We start from the raw sequence: 12,416 nt of genomic DNA, 5'->3' as shown, positions 1-12,416 counted from the left end.
CGCATGCGCAGCCCTTTGCCAATCTGAGCAAGGCCTGGAGCAAGTTCTTCGACGACGTAAAAAGGGGAAAGAATGCTTATCGCCCTGTCTTCAAGCGGAAGGGAGAGGCGCGCGATGCTTTCTACGTCGCCAACGACAAGCTGACCGTAGGTGAGAGGCAGGTACGTCTGCCCGTGCTGGGCAAGGTGAGGATGAAAGAGGCWCCGCGGTTCGGCGGCAAGATAATGGGCGCCACGGTGTCACGCGATGGCACACGCTGGTATCTGTCGCTGCAGCAGGAGGTGGACATATGCTGGATTGRGCCGGCGACTCGCCGCCCGGTCACCGGCGTCGACCTCAACGTCAAGGAAATCGTCTGCTCTGAYGGCAAACGTTATGMGACGCCGCGTGCGCTGAAGAAGGCGCAGAAGCGGTTGACGAGGTTGCAGCGGTCGGTGTCGCGCAAGATGGAAGCGCAGAARCAACGTATGGGCCTAGGTAAAAAGGGCCGGATTCCCAAGGGGGTGCGTCTTCTCCCGTCCAAGAACCGTGAGAAGGCATCGCGAAAGCTCGCTGATCAGCATCGAAAGATCAGGTGCATTCGCAATGACTTCACGCACAAGATGACGACCTCGCTCACACGTGAAAACCAAACGTTGGGCATCGAGGACTTGTCTGTGCAGGGAATGACTGCAAGCGCCAAGGGGAGTGTCGACAAACCGGGAAGAAATGTCCGTCAAAAGGCTGGCCTGAACCGCGCCATTCTCGACGTGGCATTTGGGGAGATTCGTCGCCAGATCGAGTACAAGAGCACTTGGTATGGGACAACGCTAGTGACTGCGGATCGCTTCTTTCCTAGCTCAAAGCGTTGCTCATGCTGCGGCGAGGTAAATTCGGCTTTGACGTTAAGGGATCGAGAGYGGACTTGCGTAAGCTGTGACACGCGCCATGACAGAGACTTTAACGCGAGCGTCAACCTTGAACAAATGATTTCACTACCCGAGGCTGTCGGGAAAGTTAAGCCTGTCAGATACGAGCCTGGCCAGTCAGGAGGTTCGGGGCAGGAACCGGACGCGCACATTTGTGCACGTTTTGGATAGCAGCTACTCTATGTGGGCATCGGCACCGAGATTGTCGATCATCACAAGCAGCGCGCGGCGAGTCGTTTCCACTTCCTTTTCTGGAATGCCATTCAKGGCCAATGCGTTGACTTCTTCGGCAAGCGGAACAAGTAGCTTCTTCAATTTCTTGCCCAGAGGTGTCAGGAAAACGTAGATATTCTTGCGGTTGTCGGGTCGCTGTTCGAGGCTSACGTAACCCAGTTTCTCCATGGTCTTGAGCGCGACGACCGTGGTGGGTTCCATCACGCCGGCCTCTATGCTGAGCTCGCGCTTCGTGAGGMCGTCTCGCTCCCATAGGATGCGCAGGAAGGTCCAGTGCCCCAATTGCACATCGTGGCGGGCAAGCCTCGTCTGTAGCGCTCGCAGAAATCCCCGCGTCGCGTCCTTGACGAGATGCGCCATCCGGTCGTTGGGCACTCCTTCGTGCCAGTGCCGCAGCATGCGACTGGCAATTTCCGTCTCTCTGGTGTTTCTCGGCATGGAAAGGTCCGGACGGCTCTTCGAGAGGAAGAGCGGATTATCGCAAATCCGGCTCTGGCATAGGCCGCACGCCGGGGGCCGGTATGGCGCAGCGTGCGGATGAGGGTATCGCCGGCAGGATTTACTTATGATTCTAATATTAACATCATGCCAGGGATAACCAGCTTGGACATTCAACGGCACGTGGAGATTTGTCCAGCAAAAGCCGCAATGCGGATGACTACGTCACCGTAGGCAGAGCCTCAGCACGTTCCCGACGTGCGTCGATGCTGGGCGCGGGATCTACTGGTCATACGTGATAGCGCGGCCGGATGGCGGAGACGCCGATGCGTCCCCGCTCAAGACCCGAGGCGACCAACTCTACCGTTGTGCCATATGCTCGGTATTGCGCGCCGTGAATTTCATCGTTCTCCCGCAGGAGTTCGAACTGCGGGGACCTGCGATTGCATTTTCGATATCCGTACCGAGTGGAGAACTCTACTCCGCAACTACCTGGGCCACCTTGATGGCTTCGACATAGCGCGCTGTCTCGTMGCCGAGCGCCTTCGTGTAGTCCGCGCTCGACCCACCCACCGGCTCTATGCCTGCGATGTGCAACTGCGATATGACTTCGGGCATTTTGACGGCATTYGCGATGGCATCTGACATCTGCTTCACCACGGCATTAGGCGTTCCCGCGGCCGCGAGCACGCCGACTGTCACGGCATAGTCGTACCCGGGCACCACTTCCGAGATGGCCGGAATTTGCGGCGCAAGCTTGGATCGCTGCAGCGAGTTGGTGCCGAGGATCTTGACCTGGCCGGACTTCACGAAGCCCGATAGCGATGGCAACGCGGCGAAGACCACCTGCACCTGGTCCCCGATCAGCGCCGGGACGGATTGGCCGGAGCCGCGGAAGGGGATGTGCTTGATATCGAGCTTGAGTGCGGCTTTCAGCGCTTCCATCGATAGTTGATGGGTGCTCCCTATGCCGGAAGAGCCGTAATTGAGTTGCCCCGGCTTCGACTTTGCGAGCGCAATAAAGGATTGGAGCGAGTTCGCCGGCACACTGGCATTGACGGCTAGAAAGAGCGGAGATCTCGCCGCCAATGACACCGGCACGAAATCGCGCTTGGGCTCATAGGACAGATCTTTGTAGATCACAGGGTTGATTGTCATCATTGACCCATCAGTGACCAGAAAGGTATAGCCGTCGGCGGGACTCGTTTTGAGCGCCTGCGCGGCCACGACACCATTGGCGCCGGGACGATTCTCGACCACGAACGGCTTGCCCAGCCGTTGTGTCAATTGCTGCGACAGCACACGAGCAACGGTGTCAGGCAGGCCACCTGGCGCATAAGGAACGATCAGCCGGACCGCCTTGTTAGGCCAGGCATCGGGGCTTGCCAGAGCCGTCGTTGGGGCGAATGCGGCGGCCGCCAGGCACAGGCACAGCCTGCGCCGTGTGAGATGGTTTGTGGGGCGTCTCATTTCTTGTCTCCTCTCTTTTTATATAGGGCACTGCTAGACCGGCCAAGCCTGATGGGGCAACTCGATGTCCCGGGCCTCGCGCGCCGAGGCCAGCATCGCGAGACAGACCGCGAGCGTAGCCTTTGCCCAGGGCCCGTCGTGGCGTGGGCGCCGTCCGTGTACGACGGCGTCAATCAATTCGTCAATGACCTCGAATCGTGGCACCGCCGGCGCTGGCAGCGGGATGTGTTCGCGTTCCCGATCACCATAGACCCAGATCCCGTCKGGCATGGGGCGGATGTCGGCGTGCTCGCAGCTGACAATAACAGGGCCGAAGTGCTGGTTGGCGAGTGGGGGTTGGGCGCTGGCCGGCGGTGTCCACGAAGGGCCGCCGTAGGTGGCGTCTGCCTTTAGTCGTGCTTCCGCCTCGGCCGAGCCGATGCCGGCCAGCCTGCGGCGCGCCTTTCCATAGTCCTCGTCGTGGGCTGAGAAACCCATTTCGGTGAATTCGCCGTTCCAGGGGTCCGAATTGAAACGGCCATAGCCGCTATAGGTCAGGGAGGCATAGCTTCCGTTCTCAAACCAGAGCATGGCGGAATATGCACCTTCCGTCGGTCTGGCTGGATCCCATTGCCCGAGTGTCGCCCTGACCCGACTGGCCGGGGATCCGGCGAGCAGGCKGACCACGTCGACCTGGTGCGCCGCCTGGCTGAAGACGACCCCACCRCCAGCCTCGGTCTGAAGTTCCTCTGGGCGTCGCGGCCGGTACATAAAGTCCGTGTAGTTCAGCGCATGGATCATCCGCACTGCGCCGAAGCGGCCCGAGTCGAGGAGGCGACGGGTGTGCAGATAGGGGGAATCGAAGCTGTGGCAATGCCCGACGATCATTTGCACTCCAGCACGGGCGCACGCCTCGATCATCTGGTCGCACTCCGCCGTCGACAATGCCATCGGCTTCTCGACCAGCAGGTGCTTCCCATTCGCCGCGGCAAGGCATGCGTGGGCGGCGTGGAACTGATGTGGACTGGCAATGTAGACGGCATCGATATCGGGCGAGAGCGCCATCTCGGACAGGTCCTCGTATACCGGGGCGCCGAAATCGCGCGCAAATTGCCGGCGCGCAGTGTCACGCGGGTCGCAGGCGGCGGCGAGGACGATGCGGTCGTCTGCAAGGAAAGTCGGCAGCATGAGTGAGAACGCGCGGCCGAGTCCGACGACGCCCAGGCGCACCTTTCCGTCAGGTTTGCGTTTCATAGCTTGATCACCAGTTCGGCGCTCTTCGCCCGCGAGACGCAGATCATCACTTGGCTTTCCATCTCTTCCGGCATCAGGACCATGTCACGGTGGTCCGCCTCGCCCGCCACCAGTGTGGTGCGGCAGGTACCGCAGGTTCCGCTCTCGCAGGAAGACGGCACGTCACAGCCATGCTGGCGCAGGACATTCAGAATACTCATGCCCACCGGAACCTCGAAGCGCTGCCCAGTGCTGTTCAGCACKATATCGAACGGCTTGTCGTCCGCGCGCACCTCGCCCCCTTCGTTGAAGCTTTCAAAGTGGATCTTCGTGGCGGGCCAGTGACCCGACATGTCACGCACGGCGTCCATCAGCCCCCGCGGGCCGCAGCAGTAGATGTGGGTGTCGCACGGCCTCTCCAGCACCGGCCACAGGTCGAATGCCTTGTCGGGACTCCCGAAGTCATGATGGATCTTCACCTTGCCCCGGAGTTCGGGTGCCTGCAACTCATCCAGGAACGCGGCGGTCTCCGGTGAGCGCGTGAAATAGTAGAGCTTCCACTTGGCCGTCGACAGTTCGCCAAAGCTGCGGATCATCGACAGGATGGGCGTGATGCCGATGCCACCGGCGATGAAGATGAATGCCTTGGCATTGTCGACGAGGGGAAATGCGTTCTCCGGCACGCCAACGGGAATCAGGTCGCCTTCCCTGGCGTCGTCGCAAAGACTGATGGAGCCGCCCTTCCCGTTGGCGTCACGCTTCACGGTGATGATGTAGCGGTGACGTTCCGCGGGGTCGTTGCACAGCGAGTACTTCCTCAGCAGGCCGTTGGGCGCCTGCACCTTGATATGCGAGCCCGGCGTGAAGGGCGGCAGGTCGGCGCCATCGGGCAGCACGAACTCGAAGCTGCGGATACCCTCCGCCGCATCATGGATGCGTGTGATGCGCAGGAGCATCTGCGTATCAGAGTGGGGCTGTGTGATGGTCGTCATAAGTCTCTCTCTCGTCAGGCGTCGAATCGCATCGACAGGTCGATGGCGCGTACGTCCTTGGTCAGCTCAACCGCCACGAACTGAGCCGTCCAGTCTGTGCGCTCGATGTCCTCCCGCAGGGCATCCTCGACATTGCGATGAAGCGCCTGCTCGAGGCTCTCGTTGTACTCGAACATCCTTGCTCCCAGGGGCGCGCGTCTCGACACGAGTCACGCGCGATTTTGTCAAATGCTGTATGACTCATAGGTGGACGGGTGGAAGATATCTTCCACCGGCACCAGGCGCTCGGACAGTCCTTGACCATGGTGATGCCGCACGAAGGTTTCCAGAGTCCGGCGGTTCGCTTGAACACCATAGGACCAGTAGTCCTCGCCGAGTGTCTCGCGAGCGGCCTTCAGCATCTCCTCGACAAAGGGCATCGTCACCTTCGTCGCCGACGTGTCGGACAGCTGTGCGAGTGCGTGGGCCTTGGACTGGCTGAAGGCCTTGAACACCGCGCCGGGAAGCCAGGGATGGGCTTGCACCAGTGTCTTMCGGACGCCAACCACGTGCATGATCGGAAAGACACCCGTGCGACGGAAATAGTCCTTGGCGTCCGCGGTAGGGTCATCGAACAACCAGGCAATGTTCTCGTTGCGMAATGCCGTGGCGCTAGGCGGCCGGGGGGCGATGAATCCATCGATTTCGCCGCGGTCGAGCATGTCCGAGATCGTGCGTCCTTCCGGCGCGGCCTCGACGCGAACGTCGGCCGGCAACTCGAGCTTGACCTTCTCAGGGCGGCCCGGCGTATCGATGCCGCCGCGCACCCACGTKACGTCKGACGGGCGGACACCGAACTCGTCCTGGAGGAGCGCTCGCGCCCATACGATTGCGGTGAGCTGGTATTCGGGGATGCCGATGCKGCAGCCCTTCAAGTCTTCAGGCCGCTTTATGCGGTCCTTGCGAACATAGATCGATGTATGGCGGAAAGCGCGCGAGAGAAAGACGKGGACGGCGATGTACGGGCAGTCGCCTCGCGAGTGCTTGACCAGGTAGCTCGAGAAGGAAAGCTCCGTGATATCGAAGTCCTGGCTGCGCATCGCCCGGAAGAACATCTCCTCCGGGTTCAGCGTCATGTAGACCGGATCGACACCGTCGATCTGGACCCGACCATCGAGCAGGGCGCGGGTACGGTCATAGTCGCCCATGGCGACGGAAAGGCGTAGTTTTGTMATTGTGTGATGGCCTTGGGGGCGGGGTCTGACGAATGAGGCGGCGCCGAGAGCTATGCCCTGATCGAGTAAGAGGGTTCGAGCTCCGGCCGCTCCTGACCATCCGCCCATACATAGGAGACATCGAAGGTCCGCCAGTCGTCCGTCTTCGGCACGACGGCCTGGAACGCGCAGATGTCGGGCGCAATCACGTTGGCGCCGGTGCCGATCGCGTCGCTGCCTGCCTGGAAGGCCTTGACGGCATCCAGCATCTGCTTGCGGAACTCGACGATGGCGAGGTCGCTGGCGCCGAGCCGATCATGGGTTCGGTCCGCAATCGGCCCCATCGTCAGCCACATTGCCACGTCCTGGTTGGGAAAGCCCGAGATGCCGGTGAAGTTGCCAGCTTTCATGGCCTGTCGATCCTGCCAGAAGCGGTTTTCCGTATTGCGCAGCGGCCGATAGTACGGGTCCAGGTCCACGCCCACGGTCTGGCGGAGGAACTTGCGCCAGGATTCGGTCTCGGGTGTCTGCGCAGGATGGCCCCAGGCAATGAAGTAGAACGCCGTGTTCGTGTCATCCATCGGGACGTTGACGTTGGCGACGTTGTAGAGATTGTTCGGAGGAATCAGTGCCGTCGCAGGGGCAACGAACACGGTCGAGCGGACATAGTCGTGGGTCTGCGCCTGGTGGATGGGCCGGCGGATGGCGGCATACCGGAACCCGTAGCTGCCGCGCTGCACCTGCAGGCGCGGCGCCTTGTCGGTCGACGGGCGCAGCCAGAGGTTGGCGGTGGCCTTTGCGCCGTTCACCCGCGCCGGAACTATGTCGGAGCTGTGCAGGCTGGAACTGTGGGCCGAATCGATCGCTCCTTCGAGCACCTGCGCCCAGTTGCAGGGCAGGAGCACCTTGGCAATGCTCACGCGGGCGTCTTCAGTCGGCGCCCATGGTGGCGGCGTGAATTCCGGTACCGATTCCGCCGGGCCCATATACGCCCAGACCATCTCACCCCATTCCTTGGTGGGATACGCCTTATGCTTGACCTTTTCTGCCATGCAGCTCGAGGTGGGCTCCGAAACCATCTCCAGCACATTGCCTTCGACGTCCATCTTCCAGCCGTGGTAGAGGCAGCGCAATCCGCCTTCTTCGTTGCGGCCGTAGACCAGAGAGGCTCGACGGTGCGGGCAGTACTCGTCCATCACGCCGACTCGACCATCGCTGTCGCGGAATACCACCAAGTCCTCCCCGAAGACGCGCGCTTTCACGGGCGCACCGTCAGGCTCCGAGACCTCCTCGATCAGGCAGACCGGCGTCCAGTGTCGTCGCATCAACTGCCCCATCGGCGCCTCACCTTCAACTCGACACAGCAGTTCGTTTTCTTCCTTGGTGATCATTGCATCGCACTCCTGGCGGACGTCTCCCCGTTAGGGTCGGTCGCGCATATCGCTTGTTTTCGAGAAAAAGCTTAGTGAACTAAGCATAATGAGGCGAGACGGCGATGACAAGAAGGCAGTATGGAAACCAAGGGAAAATACTTAGAGGAATAAGTATTATTGCCGTGCGAGAGCTCAAAGTGGCTTAGACGTTGCCACTGAGCGCGTGGGCGGTGTCGCAGGATTGGCCAAGGGGCATTCACCGCGTGAGCGGGCGCGTCTGACGAGCCGCAGGCGTCACAAAGGGACGCTGCACTGCGCTAGCAATGGATGAGGAGTGGAGCGTAGGGTCGCTTTGTCCGTCTTTGTTTGATGCTTGCCGGCAGGCTCTTACCTCCGCGATTCGACAACGAGCCTAAGGGGTGCCAAGCCTTGAGGCCGCAGGACAAAGCAAAAAAGTTGGACTGCTGCGCAATGGCGTCAATGCAATCGCGACCCTGCCGCAAGCAAGCGCTCCAAGCCCTGGGCCAATGTCATGCCTAAGGCTCGCAGCCAGCCGTGGATGTTTATCACGTGCCGCCGATAGATAGCGTGGTGGAGCAAGGCCGCGAGTCTGCCTTCGACATGCCAGCCGTCATCCTTGCCCGGCGTGGCGGCTAGCTTTGCAATCGTGCTGCTGCCCGCCAGGGCGACCAGGGAGCCGTGGTCGCGGTAACGAAATCCCGCGGCCGATTTGCCGGCGAGGTKCTGTGGCAATGCTTTGGCAAGATATAGCGCTTGCTGGTATGCGACCTGCGCCCGGGTAGGAAGCTCGGCCTCTAGGTCCCGCAACCTGCAGCTTGCGCAGTCGCCAATAGCATAGATATGCTCGTCGACGACACACTGCAATGTGGGCAGAACGCGAATTTGTCCTTTCGCATTGACCGGCAACTGGAATGTGCCGAGAAGCGCAGGCGCGGCAACGCCCGCCGCCCAGATGACAATATCCGTCGGCATCGGCGGCTGTCCTGCGACTGTCAGGCCATCCTGGCTGACCGACGTCACCTTGGCGTTGCATTGGACTCGGATGTTCAGGCTCGCCAGTTGCTCGCCGACGCGCGCGGCGATCCGTGTACCCATGCCTGGGAGAACGGCAGGAGATGCTTCAATCAGGCAAATATCCACGCCCGCCACCGGGTCGAGCCGGTGGATGCCATAGCGATTCAGTACTCGAGATGTTCTACGCAACTGGGCTGCAAGCTGGACACCGGTGGCACCAGCGCCAACGATGGCGACTCGCATCTTGGCGCTCTGCGCTTGTTGCTGAGTGTCGGCCAGCGCGGTACGACGGCGCAAGGCGGTAAATACGCGCTCACGCACTTCCTCCGCGCTACTGACGCTGTCCAGCGTCAAGGCGTGCTCCCTTGCTCCCGGCACGCCAAAGTACTGGGTGACACCGCCAACAGCGAGCACCAGTTTATCGTAGGCAATGGACTGGACCTGGCCATTCTCGCCGTCTCCCGTGCCGGAGAGAGCAATGGAGATGGTGCGGTTGCTACGATCTACCGCTTGCAGTTCGCCTTGTACAAAGCGAAACCGATGACGTTCAGCCTGCAGGGCGAAGGAGGTATGGTGGACAACGGGCTCAAGGCGACCTGCAGCCACCTCATGTAGCAAGGGCTTCCACAGATGCGTGGGACTACGATCGATCAGAATGACTTCGGCTAGGCCGCGCTTGCCAAGACGCCGGCCGAGGCGCGTGGCCACCTGTAGTCCTGCGGCGCCGCCGCCGACGATAACGATCTTTCTCATGGGAATCTCCGCAATTTGGGTCTTGCAAGCCGTGGCACGCAGGCTGACGATCTAGCTCACTGCCGGCACAGCTGTGGCGCGGCAAGCGCTATGGGAAGGGGACAGGCCATTCGCGATCAACTCCAGCGTGTGGAAGTCCGGCCAGACCGCGCCGGTGGAGTTCGGAAGCGTTGTCCCCTCATATTGCGGCACGTCGCTGCCTTCCGGCTGTACGGCAGCGGTATGCATCCCAATGGATTTGGCGGCGCGCAGGCTGCTTTGCGTGGCGCAGATCAGCAACGCGCGGTGCGCMGGCACGCCTGTTGTGCGCAGTATCAGCCTGTAGAGATCAGCTTCTGTCTCTCTGGAGGATAGGGCGTCGGCAGTGGCGACCACGGTGAAACGATCGGGCCAGTCCGGTCCGATGGCGGCGTCGAGCAGCCCACACAGTATCCGCGACGAGATGGGGGCCGCGAGTGCCAGTCGAGCACCATCCATCTCAGCGCTATGCATGAGTGCTGCTGCCTGGGCGCGGATGCGGATGCCACAGCCGTCGCGATAGGTCGCTTGTTGCGAGTGAGCGGAGCCGCCTTTTTGCGAAGCGTTATCAATACCGTACCTTAGTTCGTCCGCCCGGATGAGCACATCGTCCAGGGTAAGCACTAGCAATTCAAGCGACATCTTCCGTCCCCTATGCACTGCGTTTTTCGATACGCGGACGCGATTGCGTTTCCGGTCAGAGCACTATAAGGTAGCCGCTTCATATTGAAAAATTAGTTTATAAAACCGACTGATAGGTTTTCTACTATGAATAGAACCACCACTTTTCGGCAGCTCAACGCCATCGATGCCATTGCCCGCCTGGGTGGTGTATCTCGGGCAGCGGAGGAGCTGCACATCACGCAGCCCACGGTGTCGCTGCAGCTCAAGTTGCTGGAGGAGGCCATCGGKGCGCCACTGGTGCAGCGTGCGGGCCGGGGTATGCAACTCACGCCTGCGGGCGAGGTGATGGCCGGCTACGCCGGGCAGATACTGCGGCTCTGGCGCGACGCCACCGAGGAGGTGGCGGCGCTCAAGGGCAGTCTCGCGGGGACGCTCCGGGTGGGTGCCATCACGACTGCGGAATACCTGCTGCCATCGATGCTGGTGGCATTCACGGCGGACAGCCCAGATGTCAAGATCAAGCTTCATGTCGGCAATCGCGAGGAGATCGTCCGCATGCTCGCGATGCATGAGATCGACCTCGCCATCATTGGCCGGCCACCCACGGATATCCGCACTCATGCGACCGCCTTTGCCAAGCATCCGATGGCGTTTATCGCGGCACCGGACCATCCGCTGATGTCGCGCCGCCATCTCACCCTGCAAGATCTGGTAGAGGAGAATTTGCTGGTGCGCGAACGCGGCTCGGGGACGCGCAACACCGTGGAGCGTCTTTTCAAGGAGGCGGGTCTGCGGCTGCCTCGGGGTTCCGAGCTTTCCAGCAACGCGGCCATCAAGCGGATGGTGTCTGCGGGCCTGGGCGTAGCGTTTCTATCTCTGCACGCGTGCACACTGGAGTTCCAGGCAGGGCTGATCGGACTTCTGCCGCTGCAAGGCAATCCCATCGAGCGCGACTGGTATGTGTTGAACCTGCCGGGTGTACGCCTGCCGCGCGTGGCGGTTGCCTTCCGGGCCTATCTGGTGGAGCAGGGCCAGGCGGAGATCAACCGGCAACTGGAGTCATTCGACGTGATATTGCGCCGGCTGCATGCGCGCGCGCGGCGCATGCGCAAGGCAACGCCCATAGCGGGCGAGTCTGCCTGAACGGCTGGTGGGAAGGGGCGCGCCGGGATGCATCTTGTCCCTGCCGTGCTCCCGGCGGCGCTAGGAGGAAGCCGTTTCGCCGCTGTCCAGCGCCCATTGCCGGAAACTGGCGTCGCGCGCCAATAGCCTGCGCGCGGTGTTGTAGTCTGGCGGGTCCACCCGCGCGCCCTCGGCGGGCCGACCATCGCGAACCGCCTCGTACCTGCGGACATTATCCTGCGCTTGCACGACCTGTTGCGCAGACGGTGTGAACGCCGCGTGGATGGCGGCGATTTGATGCGGATACACGGTGCATTTTGCCTTGAGCCCAATCCGGCGGGCCCAGGCCAGGTCGGCCGACAGCGCGGTGGGATCCTGGTAGTTGAACGGGCAGTCGATCGGCACGCAGCCTGCGGCAATGCAATCGACCAGGAAGCGCGCGCGGATATGGTGCAACTCGATGCCGTCCTGGGCGCGTACCGCATCMAGATCCGCGCTCAGGTCCTMGGCCGCCAGCAGGCAGGCGCTGATCCGCTTGCTGGCCGACAGGATAGCGGCGGCGCAGACGATGCCGCGCGCGGATTMCAGTGTCGGTACGATCTCCGTTTGCCGGGGCGCTACGCCGAATTCGCGCTCCAACCTGGTGATTTCCTKGTCAAGTAACTCGATCTGCTCCGCCGTTTCCGTGTGGGGAAGGAAGATGGCGGCGGGCGCGCCTGGCATGACGCTGCGCAGGTCGTCCCGTCCATCGCCATCGAGCTTGTTGATGCGCACGGCACCGACGATACCGCGCGCGCGGCATTCGGCCATCAAGGCAACGATCCGCGCGCGCGCTGCGGGGCGGTCTGCAGGGCTGGTGAATTCTTCGAGGTCGGCGACCACCACATCGGGGCCGCTCTCCATCGCGGTGTGCTGAAGTACCGGGTCCAGGCCCGGCACGAAGATCCAGCTGCGCCGCAGCGCTGCCGGTCGCGTCGCCACACGTTGGGGCTGGGTGCTCATGAGGAATCTCGCATTCTGTATTGCATTGAGATCGGGCGGCAA

General features: G+C 61.7%; 12 protein-coding genes. 2 read left to right on the top strand and 10 right to left on the bottom strand.

Annotated elements, in window-relative coordinates; translation table 11 throughout:
- Positions 1–1,079 (top strand): RNA-guided endonuclease InsQ/TnpB family protein (locus AC1DKV_RS32755; protein WP_477138950.1); only part of this gene is annotated, 1,079 nt, incomplete at its 5' end.
- Positions 1,080–1,082: 3 nt separating this feature from the next.
- On the opposite strand, the gene AC1DKV_RS32750 is transcribed toward AC1DKV_RS32755, so the two are convergent.
- The 9 genes from AC1DKV_RS32750 to AC1DKV_RS32710 all read right to left on the bottom strand — a co-directional run bounded on the left by AC1DKV_RS32750 (position 1,083) and on the right by AC1DKV_RS32710 (position 10,268).
- Positions 1,083–1,580, bottom strand: coding sequence for a MarR family winged helix-turn-helix transcriptional regulator (locus AC1DKV_RS32750; RefSeq protein ID WP_477138949.1), 498 nt, complete (start codon positions 1,578–1,580; stop codon positions 1,083–1,085).
- A 477-nt stretch (positions 1,581–2,057) separates the two neighbouring features.
- On the bottom strand, positions 2,058–3,050 hold the full coding sequence (locus tag AC1DKV_RS32745; RefSeq protein WP_477138948.1) for a Bug family tripartite tricarboxylate transporter substrate binding protein: 993 nt from the start codon (positions 3,048–3,050) through the stop codon (positions 2,058–2,060).
- 33 nt (positions 3,051–3,083) lie between these two features.
- The gene (locus tag AC1DKV_RS32740) at positions 3,084–4,283 is read right to left on the bottom strand and encodes a Gfo/Idh/MocA family protein (protein ID WP_477138947.1); all 1,200 of its coding nucleotides are present in this window, start codon (positions 4,281–4,283) and stop codon (positions 3,084–3,086) included.
- A complete protein-coding gene (locus tag AC1DKV_RS32735; protein ID WP_441623325.1) occupies positions 4,280–5,254 on the bottom strand; it encodes a PDR/VanB family oxidoreductase in 975 nt (324 codons plus the stop codon). Before AC1DKV_RS32735 ends, AC1DKV_RS32740 begins: the two co-directional genes overlap by 4 nt.
- A gap of 14 nt (positions 5,255–5,268) precedes the next feature.
- Positions 5,269–5,430: a hypothetical protein gene (locus AC1DKV_RS32730; protein ID WP_441623323.1), complete on the bottom strand. Its 162-nt coding sequence runs from the start codon at positions 5,428–5,430 to the stop codon at positions 5,269–5,271.
- Positions 5,431–5,478: 48 nt separating this feature from the next.
- On the bottom strand, positions 5,479–6,468 hold the full coding sequence (locus AC1DKV_RS32725) for an ABC transporter substrate-binding protein (RefSeq protein ID WP_477138951.1): 990 nt from the start codon (positions 6,466–6,468) through the stop codon (positions 5,479–5,481).
- Between the two features lie 50 nt (positions 6,469–6,518).
- A complete protein-coding gene (locus AC1DKV_RS32720; protein ID WP_441623319.1) occupies positions 6,519–7,838 on the bottom strand; it encodes a Rieske 2Fe-2S domain-containing protein in 1,320 nt (439 codons plus the stop codon).
- A gap of 459 nt (positions 7,839–8,297) precedes the next feature.
- Positions 8,298–9,608 (bottom strand): NAD(P)/FAD-dependent oxidoreductase, encoded by a 1,311-nt coding sequence (locus AC1DKV_RS32715; protein ID WP_477138946.1) that lies wholly within the window; start codon positions 9,606–9,608, stop codon positions 8,298–8,300.
- A 51-nt stretch (positions 9,609–9,659) separates the two neighbouring features.
- Entirely contained in the window at positions 9,660–10,268 is a 609-nt protein-coding gene (locus tag AC1DKV_RS32710; RefSeq protein ID WP_441623315.1) for an HAD family hydrolase, read from the bottom strand.
- A gap of 126 nt (positions 10,269–10,394) precedes the next feature.
- On the opposite strand from AC1DKV_RS32710, the gene AC1DKV_RS32705 reads away from it, so the two are divergent.
- Entirely contained in the window at positions 10,395–11,393 is a 999-nt protein-coding gene (locus AC1DKV_RS32705) for a LysR family transcriptional regulator (RefSeq protein WP_441623313.1), read from the top strand.
- A 60-nt stretch (positions 11,394–11,453) separates the two neighbouring features.
- Here the strand turns inward: AC1DKV_RS32705 and AC1DKV_RS32700 are convergent, their stop codons facing one another.
- Positions 11,454–12,374 carry an HpcH/HpaI aldolase/citrate lyase family protein gene (locus AC1DKV_RS32700; protein WP_477138945.1) on the bottom strand — a complete coding sequence of 307 codons (921 nt, stop codon included), beginning with the start codon at positions 12,372–12,374 and terminating at the stop codon, positions 11,454–11,456.
- Positions 12,375–12,416 lie beyond the last annotated feature (42 nt).

This window comes from Cupriavidus sp. 05T41 (genome assembly GCF_056396525.1).
The sequence above is the reverse complement of the archived record's forward strand: the minus strand, read 5'-3'. Positions and strand labels throughout refer to the sequence as shown.